At 71.6% G+C, this 17,750-nt stretch carries 21 protein-coding genes and 1 tRNA gene; 12 read left to right on the top strand and 10 right to left on the bottom strand.

Annotated elements, in window-relative coordinates; genetic code table 11:
* Positions 1-6: 6 nt before the first annotated feature.
* Positions 7-255 (bottom strand): DUF6522 family protein, encoded by a 249-nt coding sequence (locus K311_RS0110490; RefSeq protein ID WP_051239947.1) that lies wholly within the window; start codon positions 253-255, stop codon positions 7-9.
* 248 nt (positions 256-503) lie between these two features.
* On the opposite strand from K311_RS0110490, the gene K311_RS0110480 reads away from it, so the two are divergent.
* Positions 504-905 (top strand): MbcA/ParS/Xre antitoxin family protein, encoded by a 402-nt coding sequence (locus K311_RS0110480; protein WP_051239945.1) that lies wholly within the window; start codon positions 504-506, stop codon positions 903-905.
* Positions 902-1,585, top strand: coding sequence for an RES family NAD+ phosphorylase (locus tag K311_RS0110475; RefSeq protein WP_026817276.1), 684 nt, complete (start codon positions 902-904; stop codon positions 1,583-1,585). The genes K311_RS0110480 and K311_RS0110475 overlap by 4 nt, the downstream gene beginning before the upstream one ends.
* Here K311_RS0110475 and K311_RS0110470 read toward each other — a convergent pair.
* Together K311_RS0110470 and K311_RS0110465 are read right to left on the bottom strand one after the other, a co-directional pair.
* A complete protein-coding gene (locus K311_RS0110470; RefSeq protein WP_026817275.1) occupies positions 1,582-3,240 on the bottom strand; it encodes a phosphoethanolamine transferase in 1,659 nt (552 codons plus the stop codon). The genes K311_RS0110475 and K311_RS0110470 overlap by 4 nt on opposite strands.
* 8 nt (positions 3,241-3,248) lie before the next feature.
* Entirely contained in the window at positions 3,249-3,911 is a 663-nt protein-coding gene (locus tag K311_RS0110465) for a phosphatase PAP2 family protein (RefSeq protein WP_026817274.1), read from the bottom strand.
* Between the two features lie 177 nt (positions 3,912-4,088).
* Here K311_RS0110465 and K311_RS0110460 point away from each other — a divergent pair, with 177 nt between their 5' ends.
* Together K311_RS0110460 and K311_RS0110455 are read left to right on the top strand one after the other, a co-directional pair.
* Positions 4,089-4,784, top strand: coding sequence for a response regulator transcription factor (locus K311_RS0110460; RefSeq protein ID WP_026817273.1), 696 nt, complete (start codon positions 4,089-4,091; stop codon positions 4,782-4,784).
* Entirely contained in the window at positions 4,781-6,052 is a 1,272-nt protein-coding gene (locus K311_RS0110455) for a sensor histidine kinase (protein WP_043797545.1), read from the top strand. Before K311_RS0110460 ends, K311_RS0110455 begins: the two co-directional genes overlap by 4 nt.
* A gap of 12 nt (positions 6,053-6,064) precedes the next feature.
* Here K311_RS0110455 and trmY read toward each other — a convergent pair whose 3' ends face one another.
* Together trmY and K311_RS0110445 are read right to left on the bottom strand one after the other, a co-directional pair.
* Positions 6,065-6,658: a tRNA (pseudouridine(54)-N(1))-methyltransferase TrmY gene (gene trmY / locus K311_RS0110450; RefSeq protein WP_026817271.1), complete on the bottom strand. Its 594-nt coding sequence runs from the start codon at positions 6,656-6,658 to the stop codon at positions 6,065-6,067.
* Positions 6,658-7,365 (bottom strand): pirin family protein, encoded by a 708-nt coding sequence (locus tag K311_RS0110445; protein ID WP_026817270.1) that lies wholly within the window; start codon positions 7,363-7,365, stop codon positions 6,658-6,660. The genes trmY and K311_RS0110445 overlap by 1 nt, the downstream gene beginning before the upstream one ends.
* Positions 7,366-7,541: 176 nt before the next feature.
* On the opposite strand from K311_RS0110445, the gene azu reads away from it, so the two are divergent.
* Positions 7,542-8,120 (top strand): azurin, encoded by a 579-nt coding sequence (azu, locus tag K311_RS0110440; RefSeq protein WP_081683408.1) that lies wholly within the window; start codon positions 7,542-7,544, stop codon positions 8,118-8,120.
* On the opposite strand, the gene K311_RS0110435 is transcribed toward azu, so the two are convergent.
* Positions 8,107-8,454 (bottom strand): ArsR/SmtB family transcription factor, encoded by a 348-nt coding sequence (locus tag K311_RS0110435; protein WP_043797543.1) that lies wholly within the window; start codon positions 8,452-8,454, stop codon positions 8,107-8,109. The two genes, azu and K311_RS0110435, sit on opposite strands and share 14 nt — an antisense overlap.
* An 87-nt stretch (positions 8,455-8,541) precedes the next feature.
* Here K311_RS0110435 and K311_RS0110430 point away from each other — a divergent pair, with 87 nt between their 5' ends.
* From K311_RS0110430 to K311_RS0110415, 4 genes are read left to right on the top strand one after another with little or no spacing between them, the layout of a single operon-like run.
* Positions 8,542-9,414, top strand: a complete 873-nt coding sequence (locus tag K311_RS0110430; RefSeq protein WP_026817267.1) for an MBL fold metallo-hydrolase — start codon at positions 8,542-8,544, stop codon at positions 9,412-9,414.
* A complete protein-coding gene (locus tag K311_RS0110425; RefSeq protein ID WP_026817266.1) occupies positions 9,411-9,833 on the top strand; it encodes a YeeE/YedE family protein in 423 nt (140 codons plus the stop codon). Before K311_RS0110430 ends, K311_RS0110425 begins: the two co-directional genes overlap by 4 nt.
* Positions 9,830-10,246, top strand: a complete 417-nt coding sequence (locus K311_RS0110420) for a DUF6691 family protein (protein WP_026817265.1) — start codon at positions 9,830-9,832, stop codon at positions 10,244-10,246. Before K311_RS0110425 ends, K311_RS0110420 begins: the two co-directional genes overlap by 4 nt.
* Before the next feature lie 8 nt (positions 10,247-10,254).
* Complete coding sequence (locus tag K311_RS0110415; protein WP_026817264.1) at positions 10,255-10,776, top strand: protein tyrosine phosphatase family protein; 522 nt, start codon at positions 10,255-10,257, stop codon at positions 10,774-10,776.
* A gap of 186 nt (positions 10,777-10,962) precedes the next feature.
* Here K311_RS0110415 and K311_RS0110410 read toward each other — a convergent pair whose 3' ends face one another.
* From K311_RS0110410 to dtd, 4 genes are all read right to left on the bottom strand, one after another.
* Entirely contained in the window at positions 10,963-11,361 is a 399-nt protein-coding gene (locus K311_RS0110410) for a hypothetical protein (RefSeq protein ID WP_026817263.1), read from the bottom strand.
* A 762-nt stretch (positions 11,362-12,123) separates the two neighbouring features.
* Positions 12,124-12,199 (bottom strand) — tRNA-Ile (locus tag K311_RS0110395).
* 146 nt (positions 12,200-12,345) lie between these two features.
* The gene (gene rpoD / locus K311_RS0110390) at positions 12,346-14,196 is read right to left on the bottom strand and encodes an RNA polymerase sigma factor RpoD (RefSeq protein WP_026817261.1); all 1,851 of its coding nucleotides are present in this window, start codon (positions 14,194-14,196) and stop codon (positions 12,346-12,348) included.
* A 125-nt stretch (positions 14,197-14,321) separates the two neighbouring features.
* Positions 14,322-14,774, bottom strand: a complete 453-nt coding sequence (gene dtd / locus K311_RS0110385; protein WP_026817335.1) for a D-aminoacyl-tRNA deacylase — start codon at positions 14,772-14,774, stop codon at positions 14,322-14,324.
* Positions 14,775-14,831: 57 nt separating this feature from the next.
* Between dtd and K311_RS0110380 the strand changes: the two genes are divergently transcribed.
* From K311_RS0110380 to K311_RS0110370, 3 genes are read left to right on the top strand one after another with little or no spacing between them, the layout of a single operon-like run.
* Positions 14,832-15,749: an LpxL/LpxP family acyltransferase gene (locus K311_RS0110380; RefSeq protein WP_043797540.1), complete on the top strand. Its 918-nt coding sequence runs from the start codon at positions 14,832-14,834 to the stop codon at positions 15,747-15,749.
* Positions 15,749-16,273 (top strand): PH domain-containing protein, encoded by a 525-nt coding sequence (locus tag K311_RS0110375; protein ID WP_051239943.1) that lies wholly within the window; start codon positions 15,749-15,751, stop codon positions 16,271-16,273. Before K311_RS0110380 ends, K311_RS0110375 begins: the two co-directional genes overlap by 1 nt.
* Positions 16,263-17,744 (top strand): PH domain-containing protein, encoded by a 1,482-nt coding sequence (locus K311_RS0110370; RefSeq protein ID WP_043797538.1) that lies wholly within the window; start codon positions 16,263-16,265, stop codon positions 17,742-17,744. Before K311_RS0110375 ends, K311_RS0110370 begins: the two co-directional genes overlap by 11 nt.
* The last annotated feature ends 6 nt before the right edge of the window (positions 17,745-17,750 follow it).

Here is a 17,750-nt window from a genome sequence, read left to right as displayed (position 1 = left end):
CGCGATTCAGCCTTCGTCGAGGATGCGCCCCTTCGGATCCACGACCAAGCGCGCGCGGCGGCCGCCGTACCAGAACGTCGCGCGCCAGCGGCCCGCATCGGCGCCGGTGCCGCGTTCGCACAGGACCGTCACCTTGCCGTCGGCCATCAGCGCGCGGAACGCGCCGACCTCGAGGTCCAGCAGCGCCGCGACGCGCGCCGCGTCGATGTCGATCGGCGGATTCGGGGCGCGGTCGTCCGGTAGCGGTCCGCTCACAGCCCGAGGCCGGCCGCGGATTCGGGGTCCAGCGACTCGTAATCGTCGAGGCAGTCGCAGAGTCGTCCCGAGGTCGCGTCGGGCGGAGACGGGTCGTGGTCGTCATGAAGCATGGCTCACCTCCTGGCGTGCCCATGCTGGCGGCCGGCCGCGTCGCCCTCCCTGACCTGCATCAAGCGAGGCGGTGCTTGCAATAAGTCCCGATCAGGACCAAATTGCTGATGTTGGTTCGTATCGGGATTAGCCAGATGACTACACCGATCCCCGTTCCCCCGCTCCCCGCCCGCCGCGACCTCGCCGGGCCGGCGCTGCGCGCGTTCTTCAACCTCGCCGCGGCCTGGGGCCTGAGCGCGGACCAGGAGCGGCGCCTGCTCGGCATGCCGGGGCGGTCCACGTACTTCCGCTGGAAGAAGGAGCGCGCCGGCGCGGTGCCACACGACGTGATCGAACGGATCAGCTACCTGCTGGGCATCTACAAGGCGCTGCACCTGCTGTTCCCCGACGACGCCCAGGCCGACGGCTGGCTGCGCCGGCCCAATGACGCGCCGCTCTTCGGCGGCCGCAGCGCGCTCGAGCGGATGCTGGGTGGCCAGGTCGCGGACCTGTACGTGGTGCGCCAGTACCTGGACGCGCAGCGGGGCTGGGGATGAGCACGCTGCCGCCGCTGGCGCGGGTCGACTGGCGACCGGCGTGGCGGATCGTGTCGAGTCGTTTCCCGCCGGTGGGCCTGTTCGACGCGATCGCCGACCCCGGCGACCTCGAGGCGATCTACGAGATCGAAGGCCTGACCAACCCGCGCCTGCGCCAGGAACTGGGCGCGATCAGCCTGGTGGCGCCGGAGCGGCGCATCAGCGGCCCCGGAACCACGCCGATCATGGCGGCGTTCACGCACCCCAATCCCGAGGGCTCGCGCTTCTCCACCGGCGACCGGGGCGTGTACTACGCCGCCCGCGACCGCGAGACCGCGATCCGCGAAACCGTGTACCACCGCGACCGCTTCCTCGCCCGCACGCGCGAGCCGCCGTGCCGGATCGGCATGCGCTGCTACGCCGGCGACCTCGTCGCGGCGCTGCACGACCTGCGCGGCGGCTGGCCGGAGCTGCACGACCCCGCCGACTACAGCGCCAGCCAGCGCGCCGCCGCCGCGTGGCGCGCCGCCGGCAGCGACGGCGTCGTCTACGACAGCGTCCGCCATCCGGGCGGCCAGTGCGTCGCGGTGTTCCACCCCGACGTGCTGCGCCCGGTGGTGCAGGGCGCGCACCTGACCTACTTCTGGAACGGCGAGCGGATCACACACGTGTCCATCGCCGACCAGTCGCTGGCGCTCTAGCCCGGTATGCCGCGGCGGCACGGGGCGAGCAGGTCGTGCGCCGGATCGCGCGCCGCGGCTTGCACGTCGAACAGGCCGAGCAGGGTCGAAAACAGGTCGTCGTGGCTCGCCGGCCGCGTGGCGCGGCGCTGCACGCACGCGGTGTCGATCCCCGCGCCGTCCGCGAAGCCGGGCCCGAACCACAGCACCATCGGCACCTGCAGCTGCTCGCGCGGCGCCACGGGCCACGGCACGCCGTGCAGGTAGAGGCCGCTCTCGCCGAGCGATTCGCCGTGGTCGGCGACGTAGAGCAGCGCGGTGTCGAAGCCGTCGACGGTCTCGAGCCGGTCGATCAGGCCGTCGAGCACGTGGTCGGTGTAGAGCAGCGCGTTGTCGTAGGCGTTGACGATCTGCTCGCCGCTGCAGTCGCCCAGTTCGGCGGTCTCGCAGGCCGGCAGGAAGCGGCGGAACGCCGGCGGATAGCGCTGGAAGTAGCTGGGCCCGTGGTTGCCGAGCATGTGCAGCACGACGACGCGATCGCCGCCGCCCGCGTCGGGCTGCAGCGGCAGGTCGCGCAGCAGCATCCCGTCCAGGCAGTGCAGGCCGTCGCAGAGCGCGGGGTCGGCGTCCGGGGACACCGTCTCGTAACGCAGGCCGCGGCAGACGCCCTTGCAGCCGGTCTGGTTGTCGCGCCAGCGCACGTCGACGCCGACGCGGTCCAGCACATGCAGCACCGACTGGCTGCCGCGGATGCGCGCCGCGTCGTAATCGCGGCGCCCGTACGGCGAGAACATGCACGGCAGCGAGACCTCGGTACTGCTGCCGCAGGCCTGGACATCGCCGAAGTTCACCAGCGACCGGCGCGCGAGCCGCGGCGTGGTCTGCCGCGCATACCCGTTGAGGCCCCAGTGGTCGGCGCGCACCGTCTCGCCGACGACCATCACCAGCAGCCGCGGCCGCCGCGCCACCGCGGGCGCGACGCGGCGGGCATCCGGCGCGACCACCTGCAGCGGCGTGTCGCCGGTCGCGGCGCCGGCGAACGCGAGCTGGCCCAGCCCGTAGACGTAGTTCGCCGGTGTCACCAGGTAGCGCACCTCGCGGTGGTTGCGCACCAGCGCCGAGAGATCCTTGAACCCGAACGCGGCGCCCGCGGCCAGCAGCGCCGCCATCGCCGCGAGGAACCCGGCGCGGACCAGCAGCGCGCGCGCGGGCGCCCGCCGTACCAGACGGATCCGCCCCAGCAGCAGGCACGGCAGCCCCGCGAACACCAGCAGATGCCAGGCCAGGCCCGGTGTCAGCAGCTCGCGCGACTCCGCCCACTCGGTGTGCAGCGTGCCCAGCAGCATGTCGGCGTCGAGGTAGACGCCGTATGCCTGCGTGTAGAACGACGCCGCCGCGGTCACGACCACCAGCAGCGCGAGCAGCGGCTTCGCCCACGGCCGCGCCAGCAGTGCGCCGAGCAGCAGCGCGTGACCGGCGAAAACCATCACGAACGCGGCCACCGCCAGCCGCCACGGCATCGCGCCGCCGGCCGCCACGGCGCGCCAGAACGCGGTGTTGGCGGTCAGCGCGAAGAACAGGCTCGCGGCCACCGCCAGCGCCTCCACCGACAGCAGCGGCCGCCACGCGCGCACCGCGTCGACCGCGCCCTGCCACGCCGGCCCGGTACGGGACATCACCACGCTCACTCGGTCCGTCCTTCGGCCGGCAGGCGCAGCACCGGCCGCGACAGGCCGAGCGCGACGGTCCAGCAGAGCAGCGCGGTCACCAGGTCATGCGACAGGAAATGCGCGCCGCGCAGCTGCTGCACCACGCCGAACACCAGTCCCAGCCCGAGCCCTGCCGCGAGTCCGGCGAGCCGCCACGCCGGCCGCACCGCCAGCAGGAAGAAGTACAGCGCGAGCCACGCGTAGCCGGCGCTCGCGTGGCCGGCGGGGAAGCAGCGGCCCGGCCACGTCGCCGTGTCGAAGGCGCCGCCGTAGCGGGCCAGGTCCCACGGGCAGCCGAGCGGGCTGGTCGCCTTGATCGCCGCGACCAGCAGCGTGCTCGTCGCCACCGCCAGCACGAGGTAGCCCAGCGGCCGCCGCCAGCGCCGCGCGCGCGGCAGGCGCAGGCTGGCCAGCCACGCGACCAGCACGACCACGAACGCCAGCACGCAGGCGTTCCGCGCCGCGTCGTGCAGCAGCGCCTCCGTCAGCCAGTGCGAGCGCAGCGCCCAGCGCCCGCCCTCGAGCGCGTACAGCCGGTCGGCGACCACGAAGTCACCGCCCAGCCCGACCAGCCACGCCATGCCCGCCGCGAATCCGGCCAGCGGCGTCCACCACAGCACCACCTCGTCCCTGCGCATCCACGACCTTCCACATCCGGGGCGCACAGGCTGGTCGCACCCGCGTCGGAAGCCCGTCCCGGGAACGTCGGAGCGGCGTCGGAGCCGGGTAAGGCGCCGGTTAAGCGGCGCACGGAATTCCGACATCGCAGGCGCGATACTCCCGCCGCCGACGCCCGTCGACGTCCCGGATCCGCCATGCGCCTGCTGGTCATCGAAGACAACCGCAACATGGTCGCGAACCTGTTCGCCTATTTCGAGGCGCGCGGGCACGTGCTCGACGCCGCCCCCGACGGCATCACCGGCCTGCATCTGGCGCTGACGCAGGCGTTCGACGCGGTGATCCTGGACTGGATGCTGCCGCGCATGGACGGGCCCGAAGTGCTGCGCAAGCTGCGCGTCGAAGGCGGCAGCGACGTGCCGGTGATCATGCTCACCGCGCGCGACGAACTGCCCGACAAGCTGCTCGGCTTCCGCGCCGGCGCCGACGACTACCTGACCAAGCCCTTCGACCTGGCCGAGCTCGAGGCGCGGCTGCAGAGCCTGCAGTCGCGCGTGCAGGGCCGCGCGCGGTCGCGGGTGCTCGAGGTGGAGGACCTGCGCCTGGACCTGTCGACGCTGGAGGCGACGCGCGCCGGCAAGCCGCTGCATCTGTTCCCGGCCGGTCGCAAGCTGCTCGAGGTGCTGCTGCGCGCCTCGCCCGCGGTGGTGGCGCGCGAGCAGCTGGAACAGGCGCTGTGGGGCGACACGCCGCCGGACGGCGACGCGCTGCGCTCGCATGTCTACGAGCTGCGGCGGGAAGTCGACGGACCCTTCGAGACGAAGCTCATCCAGACCGTGCCGCGGGTCGGCTACCGGCTCGCGCGCGCGGCGCCGCGCGGGGACTGGCCGTGAGCGCGCGCCCGGCCAGCCTGCGCCGGCGGATCGTGCTGTGGCTGCTCGCGTTCGCGACCGCGCTGACGGTGGCGGTGATCGCGCAGGGCGCGTTCGTGGTCGAGTACGTGGAGCGCAGCGTCTGGCGATCGCTGCTGACGGTCGAGCTCGACCACTTCCTCGAACGTCGCCGCACCGATCCGGCCTTCCGCTGGGACGGCACGGCCGGCATCGCGGTCTACCGCGGCGACGATCCGGCGCTGCCGCCGGAACTGTCGGGACTGGCGCCCGGCCTGCACGACGACCTGCGCATCGGCGCGGCCGAATACGTGGTGCTGGTGCGCGACGACGGCGGCGTGCGCCACCTGCTGGCGATGGACATCGACGGGTTCACGCGCGACGAATCGGGCTCGGAGTGGCTCACGGTCGCGGCCGCGCTGCTGCTGCTGGCGGCGATCGGCGTCGCCGCGGTGGTCGGCGTGAGCCGGCTGCTGCGGCCGCTGAGCCGGCTCGCCGAACGCATCGGCGCGATGCAGCCCGAGCGCGAGGCGGGACGCGTGGTGCTGGAGCCCGACGCCGGCGCCGAGCTGGTCGTGATCGCCGACGCGTTCAACGGCTTCCTGCAGCGCAACGCCGAATTCGTCGAGCGCGAGCGCGTGTTCGTCAACACGGCCAGCCACGAACTGCGCACGCCGGTCGCGGTGATCAGCGGCGCCGCCGAACTGGCGCTGCAGCCCGGGGCCGGCGCCGCGACCGTGCGCCACCAGCTGCAGCGTATCCAGCGCAGCGCGCGCGAGATGGAGCAGCTGATCGCGATGCTGCTGGCGCTCGCGAAGGATCCGTCGCGGCTCGCGCGCGGCACGCGGCCGCTCGCGCTGGACGCGCTGCTCGCCGAGATCGTCGACGCGCACGAGCACCTGACCGCCGGCAAATCGCTGCAGCTGCGGCTGGCGCCGTCGCCGCCGGTCGCGATCGACGCGCCGCCGGGCATCGTGCGCGCCGCGGTCGGCAACCTGCTGCGCAACGCGATCGAGAACAGCGACAGCGGCGTCGTCGACATCCGCATCGCGCCGGGACCGGCCGTCGTGATCCGCGATCCCGGGCACGGCATGAGTCCGGAACGGATCAGCGAGCTCTACACGCGCATGGCGCGCGGCGACGGCAGCCGCGGCGATTCGGGCATCGGCCTGGAACTGACCGCGCGGCTGTGCGAGCACCTCGGCTGGCGACTGGAGCTGCAGCCGGATCCGGAGCGCGGCACGGTGGCGACGCTGCGCTTCGGCGGGTGATCCGGCGCCGCGTCAGCGCATGTCGAGCGCGTGGTGGATCAGCACCACGCACTGCGACGCGAACAGCATCCGCGGCCCGAGACTGAGCTTGCGGGCGCCGAGTCGCTCCAGCCCGGGCCAGGCCTTCTTCGGCATCGGGATGTGGTCGGTGAGCAGGAAGCACGGCTCCGGCGCGAAGTCGACGTCGCCCACCGGCGCACCCTTCGGATCCATCACGTACAGCGCGTGGCCGGCGGCGAGTTCCTGCACCAGGCGCTCGAACGCGGTGGTGCGAACGGTCACGCCGGGTTCGACCGCGCGCGCCTCGTCCTTGCCCATGCCGCGCGACGCGTCGAGCGCCGCGGCGATCTTCGCCAGCAGCGCCGCTTCGTGGAAGCCGCCGATGCCGGTCATCGCCGCGGCCTCGAAGCGGATCGTCCGCGAGTAGTCGTGCGTGCTCTCCAGCACCAGGTACACCACGACATCGTCGCGATGCGACTGCGCGACGAAGATGGCGTTCATCAGCGTGTGCGCGAGCACCTCCGAATGGGCATCTCCGCCGACGCCGGCGAGCAGGCGGGCGGCGTCGGTCGGCGCGGCGCGGGCGCGCAGGACGAAGGTGCGCATCAGTCCAGCCGCGGCAGGTCGAACACGAGCACCTCGGCGCCGACACCGGCGCGGATGTCGATGGCCGGTTCGTCCTCGTAGCGCAGCGCGTCGCCGGCGTGCAGCGCGTGGCCGTTCACGGTCGCCGCGCCGCGCGCGACGTGCACGTAGCCGAGCCGGCCGGGCGCGAGCGCATGCGTGGCGTGTTCGTCGCCGTCGAACAGGCCGGCGTACAGGCGCGCGTCCTGGTGGATCGTCAGCGAACCGTCGGCGCCGTCGGGGCTGGCGAGCAGCGCCAGGCGGCCGCGCTTGTCCGCGTCGGGGAAGGCCTTCTGCGCGTACGACGGCGCGACGCCGGTGACCGACGGGATGATCCAGATCTGCAGGAAATGCGTGGTGCGTTCGCGGTCGTGGTTGAACTCGGCGTGCATCACGCCGGTGCCGGCGCTCATGCGCTGCACGTCCCCGGGCACGATCGTCGAGGCGTTGCCCATCGAGTCCTCGTGCGCGAGCGCGCCGTCGAGCACGTAGCTGATGATCTCCATGTCGCGATGCCCATGCCGGCCGAAGCCGCGCCCGGCGGCGACGCGGTCCTCGTTGATCACGCGCAGCGGACCCCAGTGGACATGGCGGTCGTCGCGATAGTCCGCGAACGAGAAGCTGTGCCGGCTGTCGAGCCAGCCGTGGTTCGCGTGGCCGCGTTCGGCGGCCGGGCGGGCGGTGATCATCGTCTTCTCCAATGCGATCCGGCGCTGCCGGGATACGCCTGAAGTATGGCCGCGCGGGCCGGTCCCCGAGCGCGACCAGCGGAAACCATGTTTCCACGCGTGGTTCCAATCCCCGCGCTATTCACGTGATCCTTCCCGCCGCGGCGGATCATGGAAGGCCCGTGTGGAGAATTCCCATGACCATCCGACGTCCGCTCGCCCTCCTCCCGCTCGCCTGCGCGTTCGCGCTGGGCGCCTGTGGCGGTGACGCGCCGCCGCCCGCCGCCAGCACGCCCGCCCCGACTAGCGACGCGCCCGCTCCGGCCGCGCCCGCCCCGGCGCCCGCGCCCGCTGCCACCGCCGGGAACGGCAAGCCCGCCGCGGTCGTCGAGAACTGCGCGACGGAGATCGGCAGCAACGACGCGATGCAGTACGACGTCGGTTCGATCGCGATCCCGTCCTCGTGCACGCAGTTCACGATCACGCTGCGCCACGACGGCACGCTGCCCGAGCAGTCGATGGGCCACAACGTCGTGATCGCGAAGGCGTCCGAGCTGGCCGCCGTCGCCACCGACGGCATGGCCGCCGGCGCCGCGTCGGAGTTCGTGAAGCCGGGCGATCCGCGCGTCGTCGCGCACACCGAGGTCATCGGCGGCGGCGAGCGCACATCGGTCACCTTCGATGTCGCGCCGCTGCGCGACGGCGGCCCGTATCAGTTCTTCTGCAGCTTCCCGGGCCACTGGGCGGTGATGAAGGGCGACATCAGCGTCCAGTGAGCGCGTCGCCGCAGTAGGCAGCGTGCAGCGCGTCGAGAACGCTCGCGGCCGGTCCGGCCGCGAGCGAGTAGTGGATCGTCTGCGCCTCGCGCCGGGTCTCCACCAGCGCCGATTCGCGCAGCACGGCCAGGTGCTGCGAAAGCGCCGACAGGCTCAGCCCGGTGAGCGGCTGCAGCTCGCCGACCGAACATTCGCCTTCGACCAGCCGGCACAGCACCAGCAGCCGCGCGGGATGCGCGAGCGCCTTCAGCAGCGCGGCGGCCTCGCCGGCGTGGCGGGCCATCGCCTCGTGCGCGGCCGGGGGGCTGGTCTTCTTTCGGGCGATGCGGGCCATGGTTTCCGTATTTAAGTAGATGCTTGACAACATCCGGGGGCGCGCCTACTTTAGCGTTACCTGAAGTATCAGACAAGGAACCGACGGATGACTCCCCAGGTCCGCAGCTTCTTCGACGCGGCGACGTCCACGCTCACCTACGTCGTCCACGACCAGCCGGGTGGCCGCGCCGCGATCATCGATCCGGTGCTCGATTACGACCCGGCGACCGCGCGCACCGCCACCACGTCCGCCGACGCCGTGCTCGACTTCGTGCGCGCCCAGGGGCTGACCGTCGACTGGATCCTGGAGACGCACGCGCATGCCGACCACCTCACCGCCGCCGCGTACCTGCGCCGCGTCACCGGCGCGAAGGTCGCGATCGGCCGCGGCATCACCGCGGTGCAGGCGCGCTTCCGGACGCTGTTCGGTCTCGAGCCGGAATTCGCGACCGACGGCAGCCAGTTCGACCACCTGTTCGCCGACGGCGACACCTTCGCGATCGGCACGCTGCAGGCGCGCGTGCTCGCGACGCCCGGGCATACCGACGACAGCCTGACGTACGTGATCGGCGACGCGGCGTTCGTCGGCGACACCGTGTTCGCACCCGACGTCGGCACCGCGCGCGTCGATTTCCCCGGCGGCGACGCGCACAAGCTGTTCCGCTCGATCCGGCGCCTGTTCGCGCTGCCCGACGACACCCGCATCTTCCTGTGCCACGACTACCCGCCCGGCGGGCGCGAGGTACGCGCGGAGATCCCGCTCGACGAACAGCGCCGCGACAACCGCCACGTCGGCGGCGGCGTCGACGAGGCGACGTTCGTGCGCCTGCGCACCGAGCGCGACGCGACCCTCGCCGCGCCGAAGCTGATCCTGCCGGCGCTGCAGGTGAACATCCGCGCCGGCGAACTGCCGCCGCCGGACGCGGACGGCGTGCGCTGGCTGCGGCTGCCGCTGGACCGCTTCGGGGTCGTGCCGTGAGCGTGTGGATGACGGCGACGGCCGGCGGCGTGCTGATCGGGCTGTCGGCGGTGCTGCTGCTGTGGCTGACCGGGCGCATCGCCGGTGTCAGCGGCATCGCCGGCGGCGTGCTGGTGCCGCAGCGCGGCGATGTCGCCTGGCGCGTACTGTTCCTGCTCGGGCTGGTCGCGGCCGGCGGCCTCTACATGGCCTTCGTGCCGGGCGCGTCGCTGCCGCGCACGGATTTCCCGCGCGCGGGGCTGGTGATCGCCGGACTGCTGGTGGGGTTCGGCACGCGTATGGGTAGCGGCTGCACGAGCGGGCATGGCGTGTGCGGACTCGGGCGACTGTCGCCGCGTTCGCTGGCGGCGGTCGCGATGTTCGTGACCACCGCGGTGGTCACCACGTTCGCCGTGCGTCACCTCGGGAGCGCGGCGTGAACCGGAACTCCGTCGCCGCACTCGCGGCCGGGGCGCTGTTCGGCACCGGCCTGGCGATGTCGGGCATGACCGATGCGCGCCGCGTGCTCGGTTTCCTCGACGTCTTCGGCGCGTTCGATCCGACGCTCGCGCTCGTGCTCGGCGGCGCGGTGCTGACCACGCTGCTGCTGTTCCGCCCCGTGCTGCGCCGCGGACGGCCGCTGTTCGTCGACGCGTTCCACCTGCCGACGCGGCGCGACATCGACGCCCGCCTGCTCGGCGGCGCGGCGCTGTTCGGCATCGGCTGGGGCCTGGCCGGCTACTGCCCGGGTCCGGCGCTCGCGGGTCTCGGCATCGGCGCCGTCGAATCGCTGTGGTTCGTGCCGGCGATGTTCGCCGGCTTCCTGCTGCACCGCCTGCTGACCCGAAGCTGAGGCCCGCCATGAACCTGCTCACCCTGTTCGCCGCCACCGCGACCCTCGCCGCCGCCGGCTGCGCTTCGACCCCTGAACCTGCGCGGCTGCCCGCGATAACGAACGCGGTGGCGCCAGAACCGGGCATCGTCTCCGCGGGCCGCATCGGCGCCGCCGATCTCGACGCCCTGCGCGCCGCCGGCATCCGCCACGTCATCGACCTGACCCCCGACGCCGAGACGCCGGACTTCGACGAAGCCGCCGCCGTGCGCGCGGCCGGTCTCGACTACGCGAACCTCCCGCTCTCCGGTCCCGCCGACCTCACCCGCGAGAACGTGCAGGCTTTCGACGCGCTGCTGCGCGCCGCCGGCCGTCCCGTGCTCGTGCACTGCGCGAGCGGCAACCGCGTCGGCGCGATGGCGGCGCTGCGCGCGGCGTGGGTCGACGGGCGCACGGCCGACGAGGCGATCGGGATCGGGCGGGCGTGGGGCCTGAAGGGCCTCGAAGGCGAGGTGCGCCGCCTGCTCGAGGAGGCGGCGCCGGTGCCGTGATCGGCGCGGCAGCGCGAGCAGGAGCGCGTGCCACGCGTCCTTGGCGTCGCGACCGCGGCATGCGGACGAGGCCAGGGTGACCGAAGGCCTGATCACCCTGGCGATGATCGGTGGCGGCGCGGGCGCCCTGAGTGGCGCTTCGCTCCGGGCGATATTCCCGCGTCGCGACTGACGGGTCGCCCGTCGTCAGGGTGAGGCGCGCCGGAACATCATCATCCCGCGGCTGTTGGTGGTCGTATTTTCGTAGTTGATGAACAGCGAGCCGGTTTCGGAGATGCGCATCGAAGCGGTCGCGTCGGGATACCCGGTGAGCTCCGCCTCGCTGCCGTTCCACACGTAGCGCATCGCGTAGGTGCCGCCCCCGTAGCCCGGCACGGTGAGCAACGCGCTGCCGTCCGCGCGGACCTCGAGGGTAGTGCCGTTGCCTGACATCGCCTCCTGCCACGATCCGACCAGCGGATTCGCGGGTGCCTCCGGACGCGCCGCGGGCGACGGGCCCTCGCCCGTCTGCCCGCCCGATGCAGGACACGCGGGGCTGGCGAGCGCGGCGATGATCGCGAGGAAGAGGAAGAGCTGACGCTTCATGGGGAATTCTCCTGGTTCGGTATTCGGGTGGAGGTCCTTCGAAAGTCGATCACGGCCATCCCGGCGTCGAGGTGCAGGTCCGCATACGTGCCGGCGACGACATCGCCCATCGCGACGGTGCCCTGGCCGTTCCGGTCCGCGCGACGCCGCGGCGACGCGCCTGCGGCGTCATCGGTTCACTCCGCAAGCGCCCGCCCGCCGGGGCCGCTTCGGCCAATCTCAGCGCGGCCTCGTTCGACATCTCGAGGAGCGCGTTGGCGTAATCCATGCGACCTGCAGCCACCGCTTGCCCGGCCAGGCGGAACCTGAGTTCGATCGTGTCCCGGCAGTTGGCCTCCGTGGTCTGCGCGAAGCAGAGGTCCTACCTGTTCTTCTCGTTCCATTCCACGCTGTACGCCGGTTCATGCGAACCGGCCGGGGCCCCCTGCGCGTGCACGGTTGCCGCGCCCAGCAGCAGCAGGGCTCCCAGCAGCGGGTGGATCACTCGAGCGATCCCATGCCGGGGAACACCTGGTGGCGCAGGAAACTCGATATGCATCTGCCGGTGCCGCATCCGGGACTTCCGTGATGGTGATGTTGCGGGGGAAGGATCCGAGATGTCCATAGCGCCCTGGTTCACTGAGTTCACCCCTGATCGTTGCACCGACGGAGAACCACCAGGAACGGGACGAGAAGGCGATGCCTCGGCACTCCTATCGAGCGCTTCTGCTTCGCTGTCGGCGCGATGGCGACCGAAGCCTGCATTCGGCTGACCGAACCGGTTGGTGGGCCCACCAGGATTCGAACCTGGAACCAAGGGATTATGAGTCCCCTGCTCTAACCGTTGAGCTATAGGCCCGCAGCCGCGGAATCGTAGCCGGTGGAGGCCGGAATCAGAAACGGGAAAAGAAAAACGAGTGGGGCTGGGCCACCACTCGTTTCTGGGTCCTCGATTCCCGGGATCGCGCCTGAAGGCGCTCCTACAGTGTCGGCGGGGCGGGCGGCTTACTCGAGGTCGAGGAAGCTGCGGAGCTGTTCGCTGCGGGTCGGGTGGCGCAGCTTGCGCAGGGCCTTGGCTTCGATCTGGCGGATGCGCTCGCGGGTGACGTCGAACTGCTTGCCGACTTCTTCCAGCGTGTGATCCGTGTTCATGTCGATGCCGAAGCGCATGCGCAGCACCTTCGCCTCGCGCGGGGTGAGGCCGGCGAGCACGTCGCGCACGGTTTCCATCAGGCCCAGGTTCGTCGTCGCCTCGATCGGCGACTCGATGCTGGTGTCCTCGATGAAATCGCCCAGGTGCGAATCCTCGTCGTCGCCGATCGGCGTCTCCATCGAGATCGGTTCCTTGGCGATCTTGAGCACCTTGCGGATCTTGTCCTCCGGCATCTCCATCTTCTTCGCCAGCTCTTCCGGGGTCGGTTCGCGACCCATTTCCTGCAGCATCTGGCGGGAGATGCGGTTGAGCTTGTTGATCGTCTCGATCATGTGCACCGGAATGCGGATGGTGCGCGCCTGGTCGGCGATCGAGCGGGTGATGGCCTGGCGGATCCACCAGGTGGCGTAGGTCGAGAACTTGTAGCCGCGGCGGTATTCGAACTTGTCCACCGCCTTCATCAGGCCGATGTTGCCTTCCTGGATCAGGTCGAGGAACTGCAGGCCGCGGTTGGTGTACTTCTTGGCGATCGAGATCACGAGACGCAGGTTCGCCTCGACCATCTCCTTCTTCGCCTTGCGCGCCTTGGCCTCGCCGTAGGCCATCGCGCGGTTGATTTCCTTGATGTCGGGCAGCGTCAGCCACAGCGACTGCTCGATGCCGCCCAGCTTGTGCTGCTCGGCGACGATCTCGTCGCGGTACTCGCGGATGCCCGACGACCACTTCTGCTTGCGACGGATGATCTCGTCGGCCCAGTCGAGGTTGAGCTCGTTGCCCGGCCAGGCGCGCAGGAAGTCCTTGCGCGGCATCTTGGCCTTGCGGGTGGCGATGTCGAGGATCGCGCGTTCGTGTTCCTTGATCGCGTTGACGACCTCGCGCAGCTTGCGCACGAAGGCTTCCATCAGCGCCAGCGGCAGCTTCAGGCGCATGAACTCCGCCGCCATCTCCTCGCGCGCCTTGATGGTCTTCTTGTCGGCGGCGCCGTACTTGGCGTGGGTCTTCTGGAACTTCACATAGAGCGCCTTCAGCGCGTCCATGCGGCGGCCGACCTCGGCCGGATCCGGACCGGTGTCGACGGCGGCGGTTTCCTCGTCGGCGCCCTCGACCGCTTCCTCGTCCTCGTCGACCTCGGCATCTTCCTCGACCGCGGCGGCCGGAATCACTTCCTCCGGCTCCTCCATGTCGAGGAAGCCGACCACGACTTCGTTCAGGCGCTTCTTGCCCTCGAGGTGCAGGTCGTAGTCCTCGAGCAACAGCTGGATCGACCACGGGAAGCTGGCCAGCGACTGGTGGACCTGGTTCAGGCCTTCCTCGATGCGCTTGGCGATCGCGATCTCGCCCTCGCGGGTCAGCAGCTCGACCGAACCCATCTCGCGCATGTACATGCGCACCGGGTCGGTGGTGCGGCCACCCTCGGTGTCGAGCGAGCTCAGCGCGGCGGCGGCTTCCTCGGCGGCGGTTTCGTCGGACTCGCGGCTCGGCGAGGAATCGGACAGCAGCAGGGTCTCGGCATCCGGCGCGACTTCGTGCACCTCGATGCCCATGCCGTTGATCATGCCGATGATGTCTTCCAGCTGCTCCGGATCGACGATGTCGTCGGGCAGGTGGTCATTGACCTCGGCATAGGTCAGGTAGCCCTGTTCCAGGCCCTTGCTGATCAGCTGCTTGATTTCGGACTGCTGAGCCGGACGATCGTTGGCCATGAAAGCGGGTTCCCGGGGTCTGGGCGAAAACGAGCCGCGCAGTATACAGGCGCGCGGCAGCTTGGCGGTAAACCCCTGATGAATCTAGGGTTTCCGCAGTCTGGTCGGTTGGCGTCGGGGGCAGGTCAGGACTGCAGGCGGAACGTCACCGGGCCGTCGTTGACCAGGCTGACGATCATGTGCGCGCCGAAACGGCCGGTTTCAACCCGCGCACCGCGCGCGTTTCCGTGCCGTTCACGACAGATTCCCACCAGCCGGTCGAAACCGCGCCGGGCCTCGTCGGGACTGGCCGCGGCGGTGAAGCTGGCACGCATGCCGCTGCGGGTATCGGCGGCGAGGGTGAACTGGCTGACCAGCAGCAGGTCGCCGCCGGTATCGGTCAGCGAGCGGTTCATCCGCCCGCGCTCGTCGGCGAACACGCGGTAGCCGAGCAGGCGTTCGGCCATGCGGGCGATCTTCGCCTCGTCGTCGCCCGGCTCCACCGCGACCAGCGCGAGGATGCCCTCGCCGATCGCGCCGACGGTCTCGTCGCCGACCCGGACACTGGCTTCGCTGACGCGCTGGATGAGGGCGATCATGGGCCGCGCAGTTTAGCCGCGGCGGCGGCGTTTGTTGCGTGGCTTACACTCGCGGCGATGTCGTCGCCGTCGATTCCCCTCGCCAGCCACCTGCTGCATGCCGTCGCCTGGCTGGTGGGGCGGCTGCCGCGATCCCTGCAGATCCGCCTCGGAGCGTGGTCGGGCCGGCGCGCGTTCGCCCGCAACACCCGCGAGGCCAAGGTCGCGCGGCGCAATCTCGAACTGGTGATGCCGCAGCTGTCCAGCGACGAACGCGAGGCGCTGGTGCGCGAGGTGATGCAGCAGACCGGGCGCAACGCGATCGAGTCCCTGCGCATCTGGACGCGGCCCCGGCGCGACAACCTGGCGCTGGTCGCGGCGGTGCACGGCGAGGCGGTGCTGGCGGCCGCGGAAGCCGGCGGACGCGGCGTGATCATCGCCGCGCCGCACCACGGCAACATCGAGATGGTGGTGGAGTTCATGGCGGCCCGCGGGCCCTTCACCCTCGTCTACAAGCCGCCGGAGAACCGCGCCGGCGACGGTTTCCTGCGCCTGGCGCGCGGCCGCCACAACGTCGGCCTGGTGCCGGCGGAGGCCTCGGCGATGCGGCCGCTGCTGCGCGCGCTGCAGGCGGGACAGGCGGTCGGCATCACCCCCGACCAGCAGCCGAAGGAAGGCGGCGGCCAGTTCGCGCCGTTCTTCGGCCGGCCGGCGCTGACGATGACGCTGATTCCGAAGCTGGCGCAGCGCACCGGGGCGGCGGTGGTGTTCGCCTGCGCGCTGCGCCGCGACGATGGCCGTTTCGAGATGTGGTTCGAGGCCGCCGGTCCGGCGGTCGCCGATGCCGACCTCGCGGTCGCGACCCAGGCACTGAACGCCGGCGTCGAGGCGATCGCCCGCCGCGATACCCGGCAATATCAGTGGACCTACAAACGCTGGTCGAAGCGCCCGGCCGACTCCGGCCTGCCCAATCCCTATCACCCGGACTGCTACTGATGAGCACGCTGCCCGAACCGCCTTCGAATCCATCGCCAACCGGACCCGGCGACGCGGGCTGGCAGCCGCTGCCGCCGGCCGCGGCGCGGGTCGCGGCAATCGGGACGGCGATCTTCGCCGTGCCGGCCGGCGTCGGCCTGACGGTGCCGGGCGCGGTGCTGCTCGACACCGGCCTGATCGGCACCGCCGCACTGGGCGCGGTGCTGGTCTTCGGCGCGGCGACCTTCGCCGCCTTCACCGCATGGCTGCGCACGCGCCGGACGCGCTGGAAGCTCGACGCGCGCGGCCTGCAGGTGCGGCGCGGCCTGGTCTGGCGCCTGGAGCGGCTGGTGCCGCGCAGCCGGGTGCAGCACCTCGACATCGAACGCGGGCCGATCGAGCGCGGCTTCGGCCTCGCCACCCTGGTCGTGCACACCGCCGGCACCCGCATCCAGGCGCTGCGCCAGTCCGGCCTGCGCGAGGAAGACGCGGTCGCGCTGCGCGACGCGCTGCTGCCGGCGGGGCGCGACGACGATGTCCTCTGAGTCGGCTCTGGTCGAAGGCGGCGGCGAACGCCGGCTGCACCCGTGGTCGTGGCTGTTCGTGCTGCTGCAGCAGCTGCGCCAGTTCGCGGTGCCGATCCTGGTACTGGTGTTCGGTGCCGGCGGCAACACCTGGGAGCTCTGGGGCCTGGCCGGTGCCGGCGTGCTGGTGGCGATCTCGGTCGCGCGTTACTTCACCTACCGCTTCCGCATCGACGCCGACGGCGTGGTGATCCGCAGCGGCCTGCTCGAGCGCAGCCATCGGCATGTTCCGTGGCGGCGCATCCACAACGTGGCTCTGCACCAGACCCTGCTGCACCGGCTGTTCGGCGTCGCCGAGGTACGGCTCGAGTCGGCCGGTGGCGCCGGCCGGCCGGAGGCGGAGATGCGTGTGCTGTCGCTGGCCGACGCGCAGGCGCTGGAAGCGCTGGTGCGTGGCCACACCGAGGGCACGGGCAGCGCTGCCGGGGGCGCCTCGGCGACGGCGGCGCCGGCACGCGTGCTGCTGCACCTGCCGACCGCCGAGATCATCCGCCTGGGCCTGGTCTCAAACCGCGGCATGGTGATGTTCGGCGCGGTGATCGCGGTGCTGGCGCAGAACGGCTCGGACCTGCTCGGTCGGGTCGTCGAAAACCTGGGTCGCAGCCTGCTCGGCTTCGGCGAGCGCCTGCATCTGGATGCGATCGGCTGGACGGTCGGGGCCCTGGCCCTGCTGCTGCTCGCGGTGATCGTGCTGCGCCTGCTGTCGATCGGCTGGAACCTGCTGAACTACCACGACTTCACGCTGGGCGAATCCGGCCGGCGACTGAGCGTGCAGCGCGGCCTGCTGACCCGTTCGCGCGCGAACATGCCGCGCGACCGCATCCAGGCATGGACCCTGCGCGAGAGCCTGACCCAGCGCCTGCTCGGCCGGCGCAGCATCGAGGTCGACAGCGCCACGGTGACCACCGGCAACGACGACCGCGGATCGCTGCGGGCGCTGGCGCCGGTGATCCCGCCCGACGCCGCCGACGCGCTGATCCGCCACCTGCTGCCCGATACCGCCTGGCCGCCGGCGCAGTGGCAGCCGCTGCATCCGCGTGCCTGGCGGCGGCAACTGGTGCTGCCGGCACTGGGCGTGCTGGCGGCCACCGCGCTGCTGGCTTGGCGCGAGGGGCCGTGGGCGCTGGTGCTGCTTTCGCTGCTGCCGCTACTGATCGTGCGCGCGCGGATCTGGGCGCGGCATGCGGGCTGGTGCGTCGACGGCGGCCTGATCGTCGTGCGCGAGGGCTGGCTCGACCGCACGTGGCGCTTCGCGGAAGTGCGCAAGGTGCAGGCGCTGCAGCTTTCGCAGACGCCTTTCGACCGCCGGCACGGCATGGCGACGCTGCTGTTCGACACCGCCGGCGCAGGCGCGCTCGCGCCGGTGCGCATCCGCTACCTGCCGGAAGCCGTGGCGCGCGAACTCTACGACCGGATGACGGTGTCCGAATAACGGTGT

The sequence above is a fragment of the Arenimonas composti TR7-09 = DSM 18010 genome, assembly GCF_000426365.1.
Taxonomy (GTDB): Bacteria; Pseudomonadota; Gammaproteobacteria; order Xanthomonadales; family Xanthomonadaceae; genus Arenimonas; species Arenimonas composti.
This window is presented reverse-complemented; position numbering and strand designations above follow the sequence as displayed.